The organism is Aeromonas sp. TW 6 (assembly GCF_013168745.1).
Classification (GTDB): Bacteria; Pseudomonadota; Gammaproteobacteria; order Enterobacterales; family Aeromonadaceae; genus Aeromonas; species Aeromonas caviae.
Map to the genome: position 1 here is coordinate 76,499 of NZ_JABERS010000009.1, position 19,206 is coordinate 95,704.

The window sequence follows — 19,206 nt, forward strand, 5'->3', positions numbered from 1 at the left end:
CACAGAAACGGAAGCGGGATCAGTAGACGGGCAGCTCCACCCCTGACAGCAGCTCGTCGATGCGCGCCTGGGTCGGCTGCTGCATCACGTTCTGGATCATCTCCTTGGTGAGATGGGGGGAGAAGGAGCTGATGAAGTCATACATGTAGTTCTGCAAGAGGATGCTCTTGCTGAAGCAGATCTGGGCCGGGCAAGGCTCGAACAGGTGCTCCAGATTGATGGCCACGAGGCCGGGGGCATCGCTATCGTTGGCTACCAGGGAGGAGATGATGCCGATGCCAAAGCCCAGCTCCACGTAGCGCTTGATGACGCCGGCATCCATCACCGTCATGTAGTAGTTGGGAGTGAGGCCAGCCGCCTGGAACACCTTGTCCTGCACCTGACGCCCGGTGGCGCCGCTCTCGTAGCTCAGGATGGGATACTGGCAGAGCTGCTCCAGGGTCGGCTTCTTCACCTTGGCCAGGGGGTGCTCCTGGGGCACCACCAGGGAGAGGGTCCAGAGGTAGGCGGGCAGCGCGATCAGCTCATTGTCGAAGCCTATCTCGTGGGCCACGATGGAAAAATCCGAGTATCCCTTGCTGATCTGCTCCTTGGTGGCGGACATCACAGGATGCAGGTGGAACGAGATCTTGGGGTACTTTTTGGTGAAGTAGGTGACGCTTTTCGGCAGCAGGTAGCGGGCGATGGTGTGGGTGGTATGGATGTTGAGGGTGCCCACGGTCGGATCCAGGTACTCCCGGGAGATGGCCTTGATCTTGCTCTCGATATTGAGCATGGCCTCGGCACACTTGATGATCTCCTCCCCCACCGGGGTGATCCGGTGCAGGTGCTTGCCGCGGCGCTCGAAGATGCGCACCCCCAGCTCGCTCTCCAGCAAGCCGATCTGCTTGCTCACCCCAGGCTGGCTGGTATAGAGCGCATCGGAGGCAACGGAGACGTTGAGATTGTGGTCCCGCACCGCGATCAGATACTTCAACTGCTGTAGTTTCAAGGTTGCCCCCTCACAGACTGACGCGGCGCTCGTCGATGGACCAGGCCGCCAAAAATGGCGGCCAGTGTATCATCCGGACTGGGCATATCGCCGCTTGATCCTTCATTTTGCTACAAAATCTAGCATCAGCGCGGTGGATATGACAAACGGGGTTCAGCGCGCGTCGGCCCCGATCGGCAGGATGCCGAGGAACTGCAGCAGCCACTGCATCATGGTGGCGGAATCCACCTCCCCTTCCAGGGAAGAGAGGCTGCTCTGGTAGTGCGCATCGGGCAATCTATCCCGTCGCCGCTCGATCAGGGCCCGGTTGTACTCCACCGAAAACTCAGGATGGCCCTGGATGGCGACGATGTGATCCCCCTGCAGGAACATGAAGTTGGGGCAGAAGTCGTTGCCCGCGAGCAGGGTCGCCCCCGGCGGAAGCTGCTCCACCTGATCCTGGTGGCTTGCCAGGATGCGGATGGTGTCCAGCCCCGGCGCCATCCAGGGCTTTGTCGTCTGCATGGCATGGACCGACACCCCAAGCCCCCACCCCTTGGTGGACTTCATTACCTCCCCTCCCAGCGCCTGGGCGATCACCTGATGGCCGAAGCAGACCCCGGCCAGCTTGACGTTGGCATCGTGGGCCCGGCGGATCCAGTCGCGCAGCGCCAGGATCCAGGGGATGTCGCTGTAGGCATCGTGGCGCGAGCCGGTGATGAGCCAGGCATCGCATTCGGTCAGATCCGGGGGCAGATCGCCGTCGAGGGCGGACCAGACCCGAAATTCCAGCTCGGGGGCCAACGCCCGGAAACCCTTGATAAACATCTCGGAGTAAACGGGACCAAAATCCCCCACCAAATCGGGGTCCAGCCGGTCACAATCGAGAATACCCAGTCGCATCTGTTACTCCTTGACAGAAGCGCCCCCGCAGACCGGCGGCCTGCGGGGGCAAGAGATTAAAGCCATGGCAGCGAGCCGGTGGCTCACTTCATGGTCGGCATGGAGAACTCGGCGCCGGCGCGCAGGCTCTGGGGCCAGCGGGCGGTCACCGTCTTCATCCGGGTGTAGAAGCGCACCCCATCCGGCCCGTGCATGTTGAGCGGCCCGAAGATGGACCGTTTCCAGCCACCAAAGCTGTGAAACGCCATGGGCACCGGAATGGGAACGTTCACCCCTACCATACCGACCTGAACCCGCGTGGTGAAGTCCCTTGCGGTATCTCCGTCACCGGTGAAGATGGCGGTGCCGTTGCCGTACTCGTGTTCGTTGATGAGGCGCAGGGCCGTCTCGTAGTCCGGGGCCCGCACGATGGCGAGCACGGGGCCGAAGATCTCCTCCCGGTAGATGCGCATCTCGGGGCCGACCCGATCGAACAGGCTGCCCCCGATGAAGTAGCCCTCGCCATGGCTCAGGCCCCGGCCATCCACCACCAGCTCGGCCCCCTCGGCCACCCCCTGATCCACGTAGCCGCGCACCTTGGCCAGGTGTTCCCGGCTGATGAGGGGCCCCATCTCGTTCTCCGGACTCTGACCAAGGCCGGGGCCGACCCGCAGGGCCGCCACCAGGGGCGAGAGCTTCGCCACCAGGGCATCGGCGGTCTCGTCACCCACCACCACGGCCACCGAGATCGCCATGCAACGCTCGCCCGCCGCGCCATAGGCGGCCCCCATCAGGGCGGAAACCGCCTGATCCAGATTGGCATCCGGCATGACCACCATGTGGTTCTTGGCGCCGCCCAGGGCCTGCACCCGCTTGCCGTGGGCCGAAGCGGTGGCATAGATGTACTGGGCGATGGGGGTGGAGCCGACAAACGACACGGCACCGACCCTCGGGTCGGTCAGCAGCACGTCCACCACCTCCTTGTCGCCGTTGACCACATTGAGCACCCCGTCCGGCAGGCCCGCCTGCTTGAGCAGTTCGGCCATGCGCAGAGAGAGGGACGGATCCTTCTCCGAGGGCTTGAGGATGAAGGTGTTGCCGCAGGCCAAGGCCACCGGGAACATCCAGAGCGGCACCATGGCAGGGAAGTTGAACGGGGTGATGCCGGCGCAGACTCCCACCGGCTGCATCATGGAGTGACTGTCCACCCCGCGGCCCACGTTGAGAGAGTGCTCCCCCTTGAGCAGGTGGGGAATGCCGCAGGCAAACTCCACCACCTCCAGCCCCCGGGTCAGCTCCCCCTGGGCGTCGGAGAAGACCTTGCCGTGCTCGCGGCTGATGAGCTGGGCCAGCTCGTCCCTGTGCTGCTCCATCAGCTCCTTGAAGCGAAACAGCACCCGGGCCCGCACCAGCGGCGGGGTCTGGGACCACTCCCCAAAGGCGCGCTCGGCGCAGGCAATCGCCTCGGCACACTCATCGGCCGTGCTGAGAACGACGGAGCCCTGCTGCTGGCCGGTGGCCGGATTGAAGATGGCACCGAAACGCTCGCTGCGACTCTCGGTCGTCTCGCCGTCGATGAAGTTGTCGATCCTGTAACTCATAAATCCTCCGTGATGGGTCATCCGTCCTCCCCTCGCCGCGCCGGGGCAGCACAGGGGGATGACGCCCGGGACGAGCGCCATCCTGTGTGATGTGGGGGTCAGTCCTGGGCCTGCAGGGCGTCCTGCAGCAGGGTGAAGAGATCGTCGATCTGGCTGCGCTCGATGATGAGGGGAGGCGACAGGGCGATGATGTCGCCGGTCACCCGGATAAGCGCCCCCTTCTCGAAACAGCGCACGAACACCTCGTAGGCCCGCTTGCCCGGTGCATCCGGCATGGATTCGAGTTCGATGCCCGCCACCAGGCCGTAGTTGCGCACGTCCTTCACGTGCTTGCAGCCCTTGAGGGAATGGGCAGCCTCCTCCCAGTAGCCCGCCAGCTCGGCTGCCCGGGTCAGCAGATTTTCGCTCCGGTAGATCTCGAGGGTGGCCAGACCCGCCGCCGCCGCCACCGGGTGGCCCGAGTAGGTGTAGCCGTGGAACAGCTCGATGGCCCCCTTGCCCGCCGCCATCATGTCGTCATAGATATGGTTTTGCACCAGCACGGCCCCCATGGGGATGGCGCCGTTGGTGAGCCCCTTGGCGCAGGTGATCATGTCGGGGATGACGTCGAACTCCTGGGCGGCGAAGGGGGAGCCGAGGCGGCCGAAACCGGTGATCACCTCGTCAAAAATCAGCAGGATGCCGTGTTTGGTACAGATCTCCCTCAGCCGCTTGAGATAGCCCTTGGGGGGCATGATGACCCCGGTGCTGCCGGCGATGGGCTCGACGATGACCGCCGCGATGTTGCTGGCGTCGTGCAGAAAAACAATCTTCTCCAGTTCATCGGCCAGGATGAGGTCTTCTGCTGGCAATCCCTTGGTGAACGCATTTTTCCCTATGTTGAGGGTGTGGGGCAGATGATCCACCCCGGTCAGCAGGGAGCCGAACCACTTGCGGTTGCCGGGAATGCCCCCCACCGAGATGCCGCCAAAACCCACCCCGTGGTAGCCGCGCTCGCGGCCGATGAGCCGGGTACGGGTCCCCTGGCCGCGAGCCCGCTGCCAGGCCAGCGCAATCTTGAGCGCGGTGTCCACGGACTCCGATCCGGAGTTGGTATAGAAGACGTGACCGAATCCCTTGGGGGCGATCTCCACCAGCCGGTTGGCCAGCTCGAACGGCAGGGGGTGGCCCATCTGGAAGGTGGGGGCAAAATCGAGGTGGGAGATCTGCTGGGAGACCGCCTCGGCGATCTCGCGCCGACCATGGCCTGCGTTGCAACACCAGAGTCCGGCAGTGCCATCCAGTATCTTGCGGCCATCCTCTGAGTGATAATACATCCCCTCTGCCGACTTCAGGATGCGCGGCGCCGCCTTGAACTGCTGGTTGGCGGTGAACGGCATCCAGAATGCGGACATGTCGGGGGTATTGATGTCGCTGACAGGTTTCATGGTCACCTCATCCTTAAGGCGTTTAGTAACACCCGGCTAATGCCTATTAAATTAAACACCTGAATCCATAAAAAAGGGCTTTTATCGCCCGGCTTGGTGTCACCCCTCAGGGGTGGTATAAGATATTTAACACAATTTTAATAATAGTAAACAGTCAAGGAGTGTCTATCGATGGATATCGGTCACCGCCTCAAGGCGGTTCGCACCAAGGCGGCCCTCTCCCAGCGCGAGCTGGCAAAACGCTCCGGTGTGACCAACGGCTTTATCTCCCAGATCGAGAAAAATCAGGTGAGCCCCTCGGTGGCCTCCCTGCGCAAGGTGCTGGAAGGCATCCCCATGTCATTGGCCAGCTTCTTCACCGACGAGACGGAGATGGATTCCGAGGTGATCTTCCGTGCGGACGACATGCCGGATCTCGGCACCCACCCCATCAGCTACCGTCTGGTGGGTCACAGCCGCGCCAACCGTGCCATCGGCATGATGCAGGAGATACTGCCCCCGGGCGCCGACACCGGTGACGACATGCTGAGTCACGAAGGGGAAGAGTGCGGCATCGTCATCCGGGGTCAGGTGGAAGTCACCGTGGGCGAGCAGGTTCACCTGCTGGCACCGGGGGATGGCTACTACTTCGACAGCCGCACTCCCCACCGTTTTCGCAACGTGGGGGATCAGGAGTGCGTGCTGATCTCGGCCAACACGCCCGCCAGCTTCTGACGGGCCTTCTCCCGGAACAGCCCGCCGGGATCCCCCCCTGCCCGACCCGGGGATCAGGCCCGCGACACGGGCTCCAGCCCCGCCGCGCGGCCCCCGACACCACAGGCCAGGGCGCCCGGTTTGCCCCGCCGTTGGCCCGGGTTGTTCGGAGTCAGTGTTTAATGAATTGTTACAAGATGGATTTACAAGCGGCAGGATGTTTAGCATATTGATACGCGGAGACTGACTTTCTGCCGGTTCAAGGAGTGAACATGAGTGACCTGACCCTGGCCCAGTGGCAACACAAGGCCGCCCATCTGACCCTGCCCTCGCAAGCCTTTATCGACGGCACCTACCGGGATGCCGTCAACGGCGCCACCTTCGATTGCATCAATCCGGCCAACGGCCAACTGCTGACCAAGGTCGCCTCCTGCGACGCCGCCGATGCCGAGCTGGCGGTCAAGGCGGCCCGTGCCGCCTTCGACGACAAGCGCTGGTGCGGCCTCTCTCCCAAGCAGCGCAAGCTCATCATGCAGCGCTTCGCCGAGCTGATGCGCCTGAACCTGGTGGAGCTGGCACTGCTGGAGTCGCTGGATATGGGCAAGCCCATCGGCGACGCCATGGGGTATGACGCCCCCGCCGCCGCGAACTGCATCGCCTGGAACGCCGAGGCGATAGACAAGATCTACGATCAGGTCGCCCCGGTGGAAGAGTCCGCCCTGGCCCTGGTGACCCGCGAGCCCCTCGGTGTCGTGGCTGCCATCGTGCCCTGGAACTTCCCCCTGGTGATGGCCTGCTGGAAGCTGGGCCCGGCGCTCGCCACCGGCAACTCGGTGATCCTCAAACCCTCCGAGAAATCCCCCCTCACCGCCCTGCGCATCGCGGGTCTGGCGAAGGAAGCGGGCATCCCCGACGGCGTCTTCAACGTGCTGCCAGGCTTCGGCCATACCGTGGGCGAGGCGCTGGCCATGCACATGGACGTCGACTGCATCACCTTCACCGGCTCCACCAAGATCGGCAAGCATCTGGTGCAGTGCTCCGGCAAGTCCAACCTCAAGCGCGCCTTTATGGAGTGCGGCGGCAAGAGCCCCAACATCGTGCTGGCGGATGCACCGGATCTGGACGCCGCCGCCAGAAGCGCCGTCGGCGCCATCTTCTACAACCAGGGGGAAGTGTGCACCGCCGCCTCCCGCCTGCTGGTACAAAACAGCATCAAGCCCCAGTTCATGGAGCGGCTGCTGGCCCACGCCCACGAGTGGATCTCGGCCAACCCGCTCGACCCCACCACCCGCATCGGCGCCATGGTGGACCACATCCAGATGGAGCAGGTGCTCAACTACATCGCCATCGGCCAGCAGGAGGGCGCCAAGCTGCTGCTGGGGGGCAAGCGCACCCAGCCCGAGGAGGGCGGCTACTACATCGAACCCACCATCTTCGACGACGTGACCCCGACGATGCGCATCTTCCGCGAGGAGATCTTCGGCCCCGTGCTGGCGGTGACCGGCTTCGACACCCTGGAAGAGGCCATCGCCCTTGGCAACGACACCGACTACGGCCTGGCGGCCGCCATCTGGACGGCGGATCTCAACCAGGCGGTGAAAGGGTCGCGCGCCCTGCGCGCCGGCACCGTCTTCGTCAACAACTGGGATGGCGGCGACATGACCATGCCGTTTGGCGGCTTCAAGCAGTCCGGCAACGGGCGCGACAAGTCCCTGCACGCCCTGGAGAAGTACACCGAGCTGAAAAGCACCTGGATCCAGCTCGAATAACGTCATAAATGACGCTTATCAACAAAACAGGGGGAGAAATCCCCCTTTCTCATTTTTACTCTTTTATCCCCTCGCTCAATCGATATAATCGTCAAATAGCAAGCCATTAAATTTAAAGATAAAAATGCTGTTTTTTCTGGGAAGTGTACTGTTTCTGGTGGTGGGACTGCCGCTGTTGTTCTTCGTGCTGGGTCAGGGGGAAGCCTATGTCACCTGGGGCCCCTGGATCTCCGCCATCGCCCTCATGCTATGGCTGCTGATGGACGTGGAGAAGATCCGCCGCGGGGGCGGTCGCTGAAGTTGCTCCTGCTGTTAAAATCCCGTCAGACCCATTTATTGTCTTCTTTCCCTGCAAAAGGATCGCTACACTGACTTTTTGCGATGTTTCCCGACATCCGCACTCCAGTGAAGGTTATCCGCATGCAACAACAGATCCAGCGCCAGGGCGTCCTCTATGCCCTCGGCGCCTACACCCTTTGGGGCCTGGCACCCATCTACTTCAAGTCCCTCTCCGCCGTGCCGGCCGCCGAGATCCTGACCCACCGCATGATCTGGTCCTGCGCCCTGCTGATGGTGCTGGTGCTGCTCGGACGCCAGTGGCACAAGGTGCAGGCGGTGCTGCGCCAGCCCAAGGTGCTGCTCACCCTGGCCTTCACCTCCGTCACCGTCGGCGGCAACTGGCTGCTGTTCATCTGGGCCATCAACAATGGCCACATGCTGGATGCGAGCCTGGGCTACTACATCAACCCCCTGTTCAACGTGCTGCTCGGCATGGTGTTTCTGAGCGAGAAGCTACGCCGCCTGCAGTGGTGGGCGGTAGGGCTCGCCTTTGTCGGTGTTGCCGTCCAGCTCATCGCCTTCGGCTCCCTGCCCTGGATAGCCCTGGTGCTGGCCTCGAGCTTCGCCATCTACGGCCTCATTCGCAAGAAACTGGCCCTGGACGCCCTCACCGGCCTGCTCATCGAGACCCTGATCATGCTGCCGCCAGCCGCCTTCTATCTGTGGGGCATCGCCGACAGCCCCACCAGCCACCTCACCCAGAATGACTGGCACCTGAACCTGCTGCTCATCGCCGCGGGCGCCGTCACCACGGCCCCCCTGCTCTGCTTCACCGCAGCGGCCACCCGGCTCAAGCTCTCCACCCTGGGCTTCTTCCAGTACATAGGCCCCAGCCTGATGTTCATCCTGGCGGTGACCCTGTATGGCGAGGCGCTGGCGCTGGACAAGATGATCACCTTCGGCTGCATCTGGAGCGCCCTGGTGCTGTTCAGCCTGGATGGCCTGCGCAGCGGCAAGCGGCGCCAGGAGGCCGTCTGAGGCGCCGGCGCAATAATCTACAAGCCAAGGGGCCGCTTTCGGGGTATCAATAGGGGATGAACGCACCCCAATCCCGCATCCACTACTGGCAATCTCGGCTGCTGCCGGGGGTTGAACTCTCCCACTCCCACCACAGGGAGTTCAGCTATGGCCGCCACGTGCATCTGGACTACCATATCGGTCTGGTGCAGCGGGGCGGCCAGAAGTTCATCCACAAGGGGAACAGCCACAACCTGGTGCGCGGCGAACTCTCCACCGTCAACCCGGACGAGATGCACGACGGCCTCAGCCTGCTGCCGGAAGGGTACGAGGTGCGGGTCTTCTCCATCGCCCCCGAGCAGCTGGCCCGCTGGCTGCCGGAACACCCCGAGCCCTTTTTCCACCAGGGATTGCAGAGCCGCCCCGACCTCTATCAGGGCTTTGCCCGCCTGCACATGCACCTGGACGGCCCTGCCCCCGACGGCCTGCTGGCGGAGAGCCAGTTGCTGGCCCTGCTGGGTGAACTGTTCCGGCTCGCCCCCGAGCGCCACGCCCTGGCGGATCCCCAGCTCAGGTTCCTGCGCGACCATCTGCTGGCCCGGCTGGACGAGCGCCACACCCTGGAGGACCTGGCCGCCCTGTTCGGGCTGGATCGCTTCGCCTTCCTGCGTCAGTTCAAGAAGAAGACCGGCATGACCCCCTATGCCTGGCTCAAGCGGCTGCGCCTCGAACAGGGCAAGCGCCTGCTCGGCAGCGGTCTGCCGGTGAGCGAAGTGGCACTGGCGGTGGGCTTCTTCGATCAGAGCCACTTCCACCACGGTTTTCGTCAGGCCTTCGGGCTCACCCCGGCGGAGTATCGCCAGCAGATGCTGCCCGCCTGAATCACCGCTGCTGCAATCTTTTACAATCTCCCGTCCCCCGTCCTGCCCCATGCTGTCACCTCCATACCGCTGTCGGAGGTCTTTTATGTTCACCAGCCTGTTTCTGACCCTGGGTCTCGTCCACCTCGTCGCTCTGGCGAGCCCGGGCCCGGATTTCGCACTCATCCTGCGCACCAGCCTGCACAGGCCCACTGCCCTCGGAGCGGCCCTTGGCATCGCCCTCGCCATCCTGCTCCACGCCACCCTGAGCCTGACCGGCATCAGCCTGCTGATCGCAAGCCAGCCCTGGCTCTTTCTCGCCGTGAAACTGGTGGGTGCCCTCTATCTGGGCTGGCTGGGCTGGGGGGCGCTGAAAGCGGCCTGGCAGGGAAGCGGGGATCTGGCGCTGCGCGCCGGAGGCGAGCGGCCGGGCTGGCGCAAGGGGGTGAAGAGCGGGCTGGCCACCAATCTGCTCAACCCCAAGGCGATGCTGTTCTTCATGGGACTGCTGGCCGCCATGGTGACGCCCCAGGTGGATGGCCTGACCCGGGGATTGCTGATCCTGGAGCTGTTCCTGCTCTCCCTCGTCTGGTTCAGCGCCCTGGCCTGGAGCCTCTCCACTCCCCGCGCCCAGCACCTGCTCGGCCGCATCCAGCGCCCGCTCAACCTGATGACAGGCCTGCTGTTTGGCGCGGTCAGCCTCTCCATCCTGGTGGATCTGCAGGGGCACTGGCCAGCGGCCTGACCGGCACGCCCTTGTTGGCGGCAAGCAGGGACAGGCCTTGACGGACGGCGCGACTACTCCCCGCGCCGCATCCCCTTGCGCAGGTAGACGTAACCCTCCCCCGGGCTGCCCCAGCGCTGATGGGCACCGTTGTCATAGGCCCTGTCCAGCAGCCGGACACTGTCCGGGCCGATCCAGAGGTACTGCACCAGGGTGGTGGCACCGCCAAAATCGGTGGCGCAATGCCCGACCCGGGTCTGTCCCTTGTACTCCCCGCCCGGCTGGCGGGTCAGCCAGATCTCGCACCCTTCGCGCAGGGAGAGTTGCTGCGGGGTGAGGGAGTCAAGCAGCTCGGGCCGACGCCAGGCGCCGGCAAAATCCGTGGCCCTCGGCATGGTCAGTTCGGCCATCAGGATGCGGCCATCGGGCAGGGAGGAGAAGCGGTAGATGCGCTGGCGAAACGGTCGCTGCGCCCGCTCGGTCAGAAACTGCTCCGCATAGACCCAGCGAAAGGGGCCTTCCCCGGGCCAGATCTCCACCAGCCGCAGCTCGGCGCTGGTGAAGCGGGCATCGAAGGTGGCCTGCTCCTGGCTGGAAAACTCCCCCGAGAACCAGGAGAGCAGGGGCTCCAGCCTCCCCTGCGTGGCATGGGGGCCGGGGGCCGTCACGAAGGGGACGGGCGCCGCCCAGATCAGGCTGGCGTAAAACAGCCCCAGCAGGGCCGCCATCAGCTGTGTCATCGAATCCTTCCGAGTCGCTTGCATGGCGGCGATTATATGAGCGAACGGTGACAATAACCTCTATCTTGATCAACTCCTTGAAGAGAAAACGAAAAATCCCCTCTGCAGGCGAAAGGAGGCGACGCACCCCGGCCTGCGTTCCGTCAGATCAGCATCCGAAGCGCACAGTAAACCAACAAGGCCGCCAGCGTCAGGTTCAGAATGCGGCCGTGGCGCTGGAACAGGGGCTGCAGCAGATGACCCGCCAGGGCCCAGCAGAGGTTCCCCAGCGTGCCGATCAGCGCCAGCAGCAGGCTGACGCCCAGCACCCAGACGAATTCTGTGGTGTGGGGCAACACGAAGGTGGAGAGCGCCGTGATGCCGTAGAGGATGATCTTCACGTTCACGAACTGCAGCCAGAAGCTGGTCCAGAAGCCGGGCAAGGCTCCATCTGTGCTCGACAGGTTGGAGCCGCTGGCCGCAATGCGCCAGGCCAGCCAGAGCACATAAGCCGCCCCGGCCCAGCTGAGCCAGCCAACCAGCGCGGGGGAGAGGCTGATGAGGGTGAAGGTGAACAGGGCACACAGCAGCATGATCAGCAGGAAGCCCGCACTCATGCCCGCCAGCACCCGGCTACTGCGGCGCAGACCATGCTGATTGGCGGCGCTCAGAGCCAGTATGTTGTTCGGTCCCGGCGTCATGGCCGTGATCAGGGTGTAAGTCAAAAATGCGCTGACAAGGGTCGTGGTCATGGTGTTTCTCCAAATGGGAGTGATACCTTAACGCGGCCACTGGCATCAAAAAATCGAATGTTTTAGCATTCTAAATTCAACCATTTCGATGAATTGGAGTCCCCATGGATTTGCGACGTCTCATTACCCTCAAGACGGTGATCGAGGAGGGCTCCTTCGTGAAGGCATCCCGCAAGCTCTGCTGCACCCAGTCGACGGTAACCTTCCATATCCAGCAGTTGGAGCAGGAACTTTCGCTACAACTGTTCGAAAAAATAGGGCGTCGCATGTGCCTGACCAAGGCCGGACAGAACATCATGCCGCATGTGCACGAGATGATCCGAGTGATGTCGGGTCTGCGCCAGGCGGCGCAGCAGGACGCCGAGCCGAGCGGCGAGCTCAGGGTCGCCATCGGCGAAACTCTGCTGGCCTACAAGATGCCGGCGGTGCTCGAGCGCTTCAAGCGGCTGGCTCCCGGGGTCCGACTGTCGCTCCGGTCCCTGAACTGCTACGTCATTCGCGATGCGCTGCTGGCGGACGAGGCCGATCTCGGTATCTTCTATCGGGTCGGCAACGATGCCGCCCTGCTGATGGAGAGCTTTGGCGAGCAACCCCTGGTGCTGGTAGCTTCCCCCGCCCTCAGCGGTGGTATCGACTTCACCCGCCCGGATCAGCACCTGCCGGTCAGCTTCATCATCAACGAACCCCAGTGCATCTTCCGTCAGATTTTCGAGAGCACATTACGCCAGCGAGCCATCACTCTGGACGGCACCATAGAGCTGTGGAGCATAGAGAGCATCAAGCGCTGCGTGGCCAGCAACCTCGGCGTCTCCTTCCTGCCCCGCTTCGCCGTCGAGCGGGAGCTGAGTTCGGGGGAGCTGCAGGAGCTGCCCTTCTCCCCCACGCCCCTCGTCATCACGGCCCTGTGCGCCCACCACGCCGGCAAGTTTGTCAGCCCCGCCATGCGGGTGTTTATGGAGTGCGTGCAGACGTGCCTGACAGAGGAGGAGCCGCCAGCGGCAAATGCGGCCGCTCATGGCGACCAGGACGCGCGCCGCCGGATGACAACCTAACCCTTCAATGGGAGCGCCACGACTCCTGACCCTCGGTTGTCCTTCCCCCGAGCGACTATCCTTGCTCGGATACAACCGAGAAGGAACCCAAGATGAGCACAGGAACAGTCACCCTGCACCGCGTACTCAAGGCCCCGCCGATGCGGGTATACAGAGCCTTTATCGAGCCGGACGCCCTGGCCAAATGGCTGCCGCCCCATGGCTTCACCTGCAAGGTGGCGGCGCTGGATGCCAGGGTCGGCGGCCAGTTCAGGATGTCGTTCACCCACTTCGCCAGCGGCCACACCCACGCCTTCGGCGGCGAGTATCTCGCGCTGGAGCCGGGCAAGCGCATCCGCTACACCGACCGCTTCGACGACCCCAACCTGCCGGGGGAGATGAGGGTCACCATCACCCTGACCGAGGTGGTGTGCGGTACCAGCCTGGAGATAGAGCAGGCCGGGATCCCCGAGCTCATCCCGGTGGCCATGTGCTACCTCGGCTGGCAGGAGTCCCTGGTGCAGCTCGCCGCCCTGGTGGAGCCCGAGATCCCGAACGAATGACCCGGCGCCATCCCGGGGATGCCGGACCCGCAAAAAGCAAAGAGCCTGCCGGATGGCAGGCTCTTTTCATGTGCAATGCCCAGCACTCATTGCAGGTTCAGGCCGCCCAGATAGTCCCGTTTGCCCAGATCCACCCCGCCCTGGCGCAGCAGGGCATAGGTCATGGTGAGGTGGAAGTAGAAGTTCGGGATGCCGTACTCATGCACGCAGCTGTGGCCGTCCATCCCCTTGCCACCGGCCCAGTAGGGATAGTAGTGGCCGCTCGCATACTGGCTGAAATCGGCGTCCAGCTTGCCTTGCAGGTAGGCGATGGTCTTGGCCACGTGGGCGCGCAGATCCGCCATGGTCTTGGGATCATCCCCCAGCACCGGCGGCTCGCTCAGGCTGGCGGTGGCCACCACGGCGCGGGCGCTGTCACAGCAGATCAGCACCTGCTTGCTCAGGGGCAGCATGTCGACGATGAGGCGCTCATTGAAGAAGTTGTCCACGTTGAATTTCTTTGCCTCGGCGTGGGCCTCGGCCTTGGCCAGACACTGGTCCAGGTTGGTCAGCATCTTGATGAACTGGGCTGCGATATCACGATTCATAATGCACTCTCGGTTGGTTGAAGGCAGTAAAACGAGCGGCTCCACTATAGCGCATCCCCCTTGCAGTTCGAGCCCGAGGGGATGAAAAGCGGGGGCGTCCTCCCTGCCCTGCGACAGGCGGTGGCGATCACCGGCGGGCTGCGAGGCCAGAGCGCCATACCCCGTCGCCGCCCCGAGTCCCTCTTTCCCCTTTTTTTGATCTGTGACAGGCATCTCGTTTTTCGAGGGGCGTAGTCTGGAGCCCGTTGCCCCGGCACGGGCCGGGGCACCCATCCCACAAGGAGAATGCCATGAAGATCTACGATCGAAACCGCAATGTGCTGACCCTGGGCCAACGGGTGATGATCGCCGCCACCGGCGCCGTCGACTTTCTGAAAGAGGCCCACACCGACAACCTGACCCCCTATCAGGCCGAGCATGAGAAGTGCGTGCTGCTGGCCAACTCCCGGGAGCAGTACGCCCCCATCGAGTTGATTAGACTAGGCTGATCCCGTTTTCCGTCACCCTACTCTTTACAATTCACCCGGCCGCACGCCATGTCGCTGGCCGGGTTTCTCTCTCCCCTCTCTACTTCTTCTTCGAGCCGCTGCACCTTATGAGGGCGAGGCGATGCAGCTGGCCGGGATCCAGCCTGATTGCCCCGCTTCGTTGTGAACCCAGAGCCAGCCTGCCAGCTCCCGATCCACCCATACCCGCTCCCCCGCCGCCACGTCCAGCTCCCGGGCGGTATAGTCCTGGCGCGCCTGCGCCTCCTCCGTGCCGATCGGGGTCAGCAGGGACAGGGGCGCCCACCCCTCGTTGCCGTCTGCGGTAAAGGTGCGTACCCAGCCCGGGAACTCGTCGTCCTCGTGGCCGATGCGCACCCGCTCTCCGGCCCGAAAGGCGATGGGATTGGGGTAACAGGTGTGGTGCGCCGTGGTGATCAACGCCAGCATTGTCTCTTCCTCCGACAGGTTCTGTTTGATGACGCCCCGAGTCATACCACAAGCCGGGCCCCGTTGCGTCAACCGGGCTCACACCCTCTGGCAGAGGGTGCTCTCCCCCAGGGCGGGCCGACGACCCTGATCCCCACGATTCATTACTGCCAGTGAATTTTCATATCATCCGAGTGTCATTTCAGTGAACACATCGCCGCCCTAGACTGCTTCTCGAACCTTAACGAGGAGTCTTGTATGAAACTCACCCATATCCCGTTGCTGGCCGGCACCCTCGCCTCGGCCTTCTCTTTCAACACCTTCGCCGGTGACCTGGTCTCGGTGCAGTTCAGCGATGGCCGCCCCGCCGTGACCGGCGTCGAGGCGGTCAACAACGCGCTCAACCCCATCGGCGTCAACGTGGTCACCGTCGACATTCCCGAGGCCGCCAGGCCGCTGCTTGAAGCCTCCCACCGCCGCGCGTTGACCAAAGCGGAGCACGGCGCCCTGATTGCGGCCTTCAACCTGAGTCAGGGGGAGCTGCTGGAGCAGGCCAGGCTCGCAGGGCGCGAGCCTGCGGTGCAAGGGGGCGGCGTCGCCACTGAGGAGACCGGCGTCGGCCCCTACCCCAAGGTCTATGACCTGATGGCGCTGGACGAGCGCACCCGCAGCGCCGTGCTCGGCAAATATGGCCGCATGCACGTCAACTCCGCCGAGGACGGCACCGACATCGACGAGGTGATGACGGTGGTCAGCGGCGGCCCGTTCCGCTGGGGCTTTACCCTCAAAGACGGCAGCATCGCCCGCTTCCAGATAGACAAGGTGGGCCTGGAGGACAAGGCCGTGCGGATCAGCTATCACGGGCTCGGCATGCACGCCGGGTTGATGGATGCAAAACAGGGGCTGTTGGTGGCCTTCGCCCACGGCCCCAGGGCATTCACCATGCGCTACCAGGCGGACGTGCCCCACGCCCAGCTGCTTGGCACCAACCCCTGGGCCGATGTCGGCATCACCCTGCCCCCCGCCCCCGGCAAGGTGCAGTAAGCCGGTGCGTGCCATCTGGCGGCGGGGCCCGGGCCCTGCCGCCTGCTTTTATGCCTGCTATGCCTGCCGCCTCGGGGCCGGGGTGCCCGGGGCCCATCGCCTCTCTTTCGTCTGCGTCTCTGCCACGCCCGGAGGGCCATGATCCGGGCCGGTCTGCCACGGGCAGCTCTCTGTCTGGCGGGGGATGGGGGGTGGACACCCCGGGGAACCGCACTATTGTGATAAAAGTGCGCAATGATGGCGCCATCATTTACCAGTAGTGAATTAACGGGGGCAGGATGAACAAGATCACGGCGCTGAACGTCTTTCGCCGGGTGGTGGAAATGGGCACCTTCAGGGCGGCGGCGGACGATCTGCGCCTCTCCCAGGCGGCGGTCAGCAAGAACATCAACGAGCTGGAAGCCTTTCTCGGCATCGCCCTCATCAACCGCACCACAAGGCGGCTGAGCGTCACCGAATCGGGTATGGCCTATTACGGCCAGATATGCGCCGTGCTGGACAGCCTGGAGGCCGCCGACCAGTCCATCATGGCCGCCTCCTTCACCCCCAGAGGCAGGCTGAGGATCGGCATGCCCATGTCCTACGGGCTGATCCGCCTCAACCCCCTTGTCTGCGAATTCCAGCGCCGCTATCCGGAAATCGGCATCGAGGTGATCCTGAGCGACGCCTACATGGATCTGGTGGATCAGGGGCTGGACGTGGTGATCCGGGGGGCAGGCACCCTGGAGGACTCCACCCTGCGCGCCAAACCCCTGTGCGAGGTGCAGCGGGTGCTCTGCGCCGCCCCCGACTACCTGAAGGAGGCGGGCCAGCCCGCCCACCCGGCGGATCTCAAGGGCCACAACTGCCTGCGCTACAGCCTCTCCTCCTCCCCCAACAAATGGTTCTTCACCCGGGACGCGGAGAGCGTGGCGGTGGAACTGCCCCCCGCCAGCTTCTGCGCCAACAACGGCATCGCCCTGAAACAGGCGGCGGTGCAGGGGCTTGGGGTGATCCTGGTACCGGATGAATTCGTGTCAAACGACCTGTCGGACGGCTCCCTGGTCAGATTGCTCCCCGACTGGCAACCCGACCCCCACGCCCTGTTCGCCGTCTACCCCTTCCACAAGGAGCAGTCGCGCAACGTACGGCTCTTTATCGAATTTCTCGTCAAGGCGTTTCAGTTGAGGTGAGTCAGACAGGCGGGAGCTTGGAGTTTGTGCCTCTCGGCCACGATACCTGTATGCAGCGTGTAGGTTCGATTAGCGAAGCGTCATCGGACGATCGCGGAATCGGACGATCACGTCATCGGTCGATCCCCCTGGCTACCGCTTGCCGTCCGGGGTGCTCCCCCTGCCCGTGTGTCAGCAAATAGTCGCCTGCCGAGCTGGCGGATCAGCAGCAACGCCGCCAGCAGGGTGAGCAGCAGCCAGTGGGTATAAGGCAGGATAAAGGTCCAGATGATCTCGTGGGGCAGCCAGGTCGACGCGGTTGCCGTCATAAAGGCAAGGTCATAGGTCTGCCACAACCAGAGCCCGGCAAAGAGCGGCAGCAACAGCGGACGGGGCGTCAGCAAAAACAGGGGCCAGAAAGCACAAGCGAGTACGGCGCTGAACTCCAGCATGGCCGGGATCAGCTCAGCCAAGGTATGACTGGGGGAGAAGCCGCCCCATTGAAGGAAAGTATCCTCGGCCAGTGCAGGCCACCAGGAAACGTATTGGAACAGGGTGAACGAGAGCAAAAAGAGCAGGCTGGTCAGCAGCGCCAGCACCGTTTTTCGTAACAACCATCGCCCTAGCCAGCGCAGTGTCGGCATCCATGTAGACATCAATGACTCCCATCTGATGACGGGGCAGTATGCCGTGGTTCGCTGCACCGTCCAAGTACCGCACCATGCCGGTTAATTGTTGGAATATTGAATCCCGTCACATCTGGGGTGACCTGAATAGTTGCTCGACGATGCAGCCCCATGCGAAGCTTTATTTGCCTTTCTTCCAACCAAAACAGAGGGCGCCGGGCAGCCACACCATCACTCCAAGTCGGAGAACGATGCCACCCTGACCCTACAGCACCGAGGCGGGTAGAAGCTACTACGTCTGGCAGGAGGTCAAGATGGGCCTGCTGATGGCCCGCTCCAAGCTGAGTCAGATCAGTGAAGAGGAGGACAAGCCAGGGGTAATGGAGAGCAAGTTGGTTAAGTGATTAGATTCCTGCATCTGTATGGAGATGGTATTCACCTGACAGTTGCCCACAAAAGGGAGTGGTCATACGGCTTCAAACCGGATAACAAAACGGTACCCCTACCGTGTTATCCGGAGTCACCGTATGACCACCAACGAGAAAGTAGCACGTCGCAAACTCAGCCTGCTAGAGCTCGCCAAAGAGCTCAATAATGTCAGCAAAGCCTGCAAGCTCATCGGCTACAGCCGTCAGCAGTTCTACGAAATTCGCCGTAACTACCAGACCTATGGCGCCGAGGGATTGCTCGACAAATTGCCCGGGTGTAAAGGGGCTCATCCCAATCGGGTCGCTCCCGAGATTGAACAGGCCATCCTCGATTACTCCCTCACCAGACCAACTCATGGCCCGCTGCGGGTCGCGCAAGAACTGGCTCTGCAAGGCATCAATGTCAGTGCGGGCGGTGTGCGTGGCGTGTGGCAACGGCACGACTTGCTCTCCAAGCACGACCGCTTGCTGCGCCTTGAGAAAACTCACCGGGAGCAGACCATTGAGCTCAATGACGAGCAGATTCGCCTGCTCGAACGCTTCAGCCCCGAGTTTCGCGAACGCCAGATTGAGGTTCACTACACCGGAGAACTGGTGGCGGTCGACACCTTCTTCGTCGGCGCGCTCAAGGGGGTTGGCAAGGTGTATCTGCAAACCGTGCTGGACTGCTATAGCCGCCACGCCTGGGGACGGCTCTACACCAGCAAGCTGCCGGTGACCTCGGTTCATGTGCTCAATGAAACGGTACTGCCGTTTTTCGAGGCCCACGAGGCACGGGTCTATACCATCCTGTCGGATAACGGGCGCGAGTTCTGTGGACGAGCTGACCACCATCCCTACGAGCTGTTCCTGCAACTGGAGGGGATTGAGCACCGGACAACCAAGGTACGCAGGCCGCAGAGCAACGGCTTTATCGAACGGCTGCATCGCACACTGCTGGATGAACACTTCCGTATCAAGGGGAGGACGACCTGGTATGAGTCGGTAGAGCAGATGCAGACAGACCTGGATAGCTACCTGGAACACTACAACACCCAGCGGCCACATCAGGGCAGGATGATGGAGGGACAGACGCCTTACAGCATGTTCAAGAAGGGTCTGAAATTGATACCGAAGGAAGTGCGCACTAAAGTAGCGTAAACAAGACACCGGTTTGAGGCCGGTGTCAG

21 protein-coding genes and 1 pseudogene are annotated in these 19,206 nt (G+C 63.0%); 13 read left to right on the plus strand and 9 right to left on the minus strand.

The window, feature by feature from the left end; all coding sequences use genetic code 11:
* Positions 1–19: 19 nt before the first annotated feature.
* The 4 genes from HKD46_RS06660 to HKD46_RS06675 form a co-directional block, all read right to left on the minus strand.
* Positions 20–991, minus strand: coding sequence for a LysR substrate-binding domain-containing protein (locus HKD46_RS06660; protein WP_171865039.1), 972 nt, complete (start codon positions 989–991; stop codon positions 20–22).
* A gap of 153 nt (positions 992–1,144) precedes the next feature.
* A complete protein-coding gene (locus HKD46_RS06665) occupies positions 1,145–1,873 on the minus strand; it encodes a glutamine amidotransferase-related protein (RefSeq protein ID WP_171865040.1) in 729 nt (242 codons plus the stop codon).
* An 83-nt stretch (positions 1,874–1,956) separates the two neighbouring features.
* On the minus strand, positions 1,957–3,453 hold the full coding sequence (locus tag HKD46_RS06670) for a CoA-acylating methylmalonate-semialdehyde dehydrogenase (protein WP_039039524.1): 1,497 nt from the start codon (positions 3,451–3,453) through the stop codon (positions 1,957–1,959).
* 98 nt (positions 3,454–3,551) lie between these two features.
* Positions 3,552–4,880 (minus strand): aspartate aminotransferase family protein, encoded by a 1,329-nt coding sequence (locus HKD46_RS06675; RefSeq protein WP_171865041.1) that lies wholly within the window; start codon positions 4,878–4,880, stop codon positions 3,552–3,554.
* A gap of 171 nt (positions 4,881–5,051) precedes the next feature.
* Between HKD46_RS06675 and HKD46_RS06680 the strand changes: the two genes are divergently transcribed.
* The 6 genes from HKD46_RS06680 to HKD46_RS06705 all read left to right on the plus strand — a co-directional run bounded on the left by HKD46_RS06680 (position 5,052) and on the right by HKD46_RS06705 (position 10,243).
* On the plus strand, positions 5,052–5,594 hold the full coding sequence (locus HKD46_RS06680; protein WP_010672493.1) for a cupin domain-containing protein: 543 nt from the start codon (positions 5,052–5,054) through the stop codon (positions 5,592–5,594).
* Between the two features lie 251 nt (positions 5,595–5,845).
* Positions 5,846–7,342 carry an aldehyde dehydrogenase gene (locus HKD46_RS06685; RefSeq protein WP_171865042.1) on the plus strand — a complete coding sequence of 499 codons (1,497 nt, stop codon included), beginning with the start codon at positions 5,846–5,848 and terminating at the stop codon, positions 7,340–7,342.
* Positions 7,343–7,466: 124 nt separating this feature from the next.
* Entirely contained in the window at positions 7,467–7,640 is a 174-nt protein-coding gene (locus tag HKD46_RS06690) for a hypothetical protein (RefSeq protein WP_010672491.1), read from the plus strand.
* 122 nt (positions 7,641–7,762) lie between these two features.
* Complete coding sequence (gene rarD, locus HKD46_RS06695; protein ID WP_134996686.1) at positions 7,763–8,659, plus strand: EamA family transporter RarD; 897 nt, start codon at positions 7,763–7,765, stop codon at positions 8,657–8,659.
* A 56-nt stretch (positions 8,660–8,715) separates the two neighbouring features.
* Positions 8,716–9,519, plus strand: a complete 804-nt coding sequence (locus HKD46_RS06700; RefSeq protein WP_010672489.1) for an AraC family transcriptional regulator — start codon at positions 8,716–8,718, stop codon at positions 9,517–9,519.
* Positions 9,520–9,604: 85 nt separating this feature from the next.
* Positions 9,605–10,243 carry a LysE family translocator gene (locus tag HKD46_RS06705; protein ID WP_010672488.1) on the plus strand — a complete coding sequence of 213 codons (639 nt, stop codon included), beginning with the start codon at positions 9,605–9,607 and terminating at the stop codon, positions 10,241–10,243.
* 53 nt (positions 10,244–10,296) lie between these two features.
* On the opposite strand, the gene HKD46_RS06710 is transcribed toward HKD46_RS06705, so the two are convergent.
* Together HKD46_RS06710 and eamB are read right to left on the minus strand one after the other, a co-directional pair.
* Positions 10,297–10,962: a chromophore lyase CpcT/CpeT gene (locus HKD46_RS06710; RefSeq protein WP_041212148.1), complete on the minus strand. Its 666-nt coding sequence runs from the start codon at positions 10,960–10,962 to the stop codon at positions 10,297–10,299.
* A 143-nt stretch (positions 10,963–11,105) separates the two neighbouring features.
* Positions 11,106–11,693, minus strand: coding sequence for a cysteine/O-acetylserine transporter (gene eamB / locus HKD46_RS06715; RefSeq protein WP_171865043.1), 588 nt, complete (start codon positions 11,691–11,693; stop codon positions 11,106–11,108).
* 104 nt (positions 11,694–11,797) lie between these two features.
* Here eamB and HKD46_RS06720 point away from each other — a divergent pair, with 104 nt between their 5' ends.
* Together HKD46_RS06720 and HKD46_RS06725 are read left to right on the plus strand one after the other, a co-directional pair.
* Positions 11,798–12,745: a LysR family transcriptional regulator gene (locus HKD46_RS06720; RefSeq protein WP_171865044.1), complete on the plus strand. Its 948-nt coding sequence runs from the start codon at positions 11,798–11,800 to the stop codon at positions 12,743–12,745.
* A gap of 92 nt (positions 12,746–12,837) precedes the next feature.
* Positions 12,838–13,287: an SRPBCC family protein gene (locus HKD46_RS06725; protein ID WP_171865045.1), complete on the plus strand. Its 450-nt coding sequence runs from the start codon at positions 12,838–12,840 to the stop codon at positions 13,285–13,287.
* A gap of 86 nt (positions 13,288–13,373) precedes the next feature.
* Here HKD46_RS06725 and HKD46_RS06730 read toward each other — a convergent pair whose 3' ends face one another.
* Positions 13,374–13,874, minus strand: a complete 501-nt coding sequence (locus tag HKD46_RS06730) for a DUF1993 domain-containing protein (protein ID WP_171865046.1) — start codon at positions 13,872–13,874, stop codon at positions 13,374–13,376.
* A gap of 290 nt (positions 13,875–14,164) precedes the next feature.
* Between HKD46_RS06730 and ydfZ the strand changes: the two genes are divergently transcribed.
* The gene (gene ydfZ / locus HKD46_RS06735) at positions 14,165–14,362 is read left to right on the plus strand and encodes a putative selenium delivery protein YdfZ (protein WP_171865047.1); all 198 of its coding nucleotides are present in this window, start codon (positions 14,165–14,167) and stop codon (positions 14,360–14,362) included.
* A 105-nt stretch (positions 14,363–14,467) separates the two neighbouring features.
* Here ydfZ and HKD46_RS06740 read toward each other — a convergent pair whose 3' ends face one another.
* Positions 14,468–14,809 carry an SH3 domain-containing protein gene (locus HKD46_RS06740; RefSeq protein ID WP_171865048.1) on the minus strand — a complete coding sequence of 114 codons (342 nt, stop codon included), beginning with the start codon at positions 14,807–14,809 and terminating at the stop codon, positions 14,468–14,470.
* 237 nt (positions 14,810–15,046) lie between these two features.
* On the opposite strand from HKD46_RS06740, the gene HKD46_RS06745 reads away from it, so the two are divergent.
* On the plus strand, positions 15,047–15,832 hold the full coding sequence (locus HKD46_RS06745) for a hypothetical protein (protein ID WP_104452049.1): 786 nt from the start codon (positions 15,047–15,049) through the stop codon (positions 15,830–15,832).
* A gap of 278 nt (positions 15,833–16,110) precedes the next feature.
* Positions 16,111–17,004, plus strand: coding sequence for a LysR family transcriptional regulator (locus HKD46_RS06750; RefSeq protein WP_171865049.1), 894 nt, complete (start codon positions 16,111–16,113; stop codon positions 17,002–17,004).
* Between the two features lie 107 nt (positions 17,005–17,111).
* Here HKD46_RS06750 and HKD46_RS06755 read toward each other — a convergent pair whose 3' ends face one another.
* Positions 17,112–17,639 (minus strand): hypothetical protein, encoded by a 528-nt coding sequence (locus tag HKD46_RS06755; protein WP_171865050.1) that lies wholly within the window; start codon positions 17,637–17,639, stop codon positions 17,112–17,114.
* 173 nt (positions 17,640–17,812) lie between these two features.
* Between HKD46_RS06755 and HKD46_RS21560 the strand changes: the two are divergent.
* Together HKD46_RS21560 and HKD46_RS06765 are read left to right on the plus strand one after the other, a co-directional pair.
* Positions 17,813–18,013, plus strand: a pseudogene (locus HKD46_RS21560) (hypothetical protein); the annotation flags it as partial.
* Positions 18,014–18,136: 123 nt separating this feature from the next.
* Positions 18,137–19,177, plus strand: a complete 1,041-nt coding sequence (locus tag HKD46_RS06765) for an IS481-like element ISAs19 family transposase (RefSeq protein WP_119197101.1) — start codon at positions 18,137–18,139, stop codon at positions 19,175–19,177.
* Positions 19,178–19,206 lie beyond the last annotated feature (29 nt).

Bases quoted from the DNA above. Each gene is read 5' to 3' on its own strand.
- HKD46_RS06665 (WP_171865040.1), bottom strand. From the start codon at position 1,873: ATGCGACTGGGTATTCTCGATTGTGACCGGCTGGACCCCGATTTGGTG.
- HKD46_RS06670 (WP_039039524.1), bottom strand. From the start codon at position 3,453: ATGAGTTACAGGATCGACAACTTCATCGACGGCGAGACGACCGAGAGT.
- HKD46_RS06675 (WP_171865041.1), bottom strand. From the start codon at position 4,880: ATGAAACCTGTCAGCGACATCAATACCCCCGACATGTCCGCATTCTGG.
- HKD46_RS06680 (WP_010672493.1), top strand. From the start codon at position 5,052: ATGGATATCGGTCACCGCCTCAAGGCGGTTCGCACCAAGGCGGCCCTC.
- HKD46_RS06685 (WP_171865042.1), top strand. From the start codon at position 5,846: ATGAGTGACCTGACCCTGGCCCAGTGGCAACACAAGGCCGCCCATCTG.
- HKD46_RS06690 (WP_010672491.1), top strand. From the start codon at position 7,467: ATGCTGTTTTTTCTGGGAAGTGTACTGTTTCTGGTGGTGGGACTGCCG.
- rarD (WP_134996686.1), top strand. From the start codon at position 7,763: ATGCAACAACAGATCCAGCGCCAGGGCGTCCTCTATGCCCTCGGCGCC.
- HKD46_RS06700 (WP_010672489.1), top strand. From the start codon at position 8,716: ATGAACGCACCCCAATCCCGCATCCACTACTGGCAATCTCGGCTGCTG.
- HKD46_RS06705 (WP_010672488.1), top strand. From the start codon at position 9,605: ATGTTCACCAGCCTGTTTCTGACCCTGGGTCTCGTCCACCTCGTCGCT.
- HKD46_RS06710 (WP_041212148.1), bottom strand. From the start codon at position 10,962: ATGACACAGCTGATGGCGGCCCTGCTGGGGCTGTTTTACGCCAGCCTG.
- eamB (WP_171865043.1), bottom strand. From the start codon at position 11,693: ATGACCACGACCCTTGTCAGCGCATTTTTGACTTACACCCTGATCACG.
- HKD46_RS06720 (WP_171865044.1), top strand. From the start codon at position 11,798: ATGGATTTGCGACGTCTCATTACCCTCAAGACGGTGATCGAGGAGGGC.
- HKD46_RS06725 (WP_171865045.1), top strand. From the start codon at position 12,838: ATGAGCACAGGAACAGTCACCCTGCACCGCGTACTCAAGGCCCCGCCG.
- HKD46_RS06730 (WP_171865046.1), bottom strand. From the start codon at position 13,874: ATGAATCGTGATATCGCAGCCCAGTTCATCAAGATGCTGACCAACCTG.
- ydfZ (WP_171865047.1), top strand. From the start codon at position 14,165: ATGAAGATCTACGATCGAAACCGCAATGTGCTGACCCTGGGCCAACGG.
- HKD46_RS06740 (WP_171865048.1), bottom strand. From the start codon at position 14,809: ATGCTGGCGTTGATCACCACGGCGCACCACACCTGTTACCCCAATCCC.
- HKD46_RS06745 (WP_104452049.1), top strand. From the start codon at position 15,047: ATGAAACTCACCCATATCCCGTTGCTGGCCGGCACCCTCGCCTCGGCC.
- HKD46_RS06750 (WP_171865049.1), top strand. From the start codon at position 16,111: ATGAACAAGATCACGGCGCTGAACGTCTTTCGCCGGGTGGTGGAAATG.
- HKD46_RS06755 (WP_171865050.1), bottom strand. From the start codon at position 17,639: ATGTCTACATGGATGCCGACACTGCGCTGGCTAGGGCGATGGTTGTTA.
- HKD46_RS06765 (WP_119197101.1), top strand. From the start codon at position 18,137: ATGACCACCAACGAGAAAGTAGCACGTCGCAAACTCAGCCTGCTAGAG.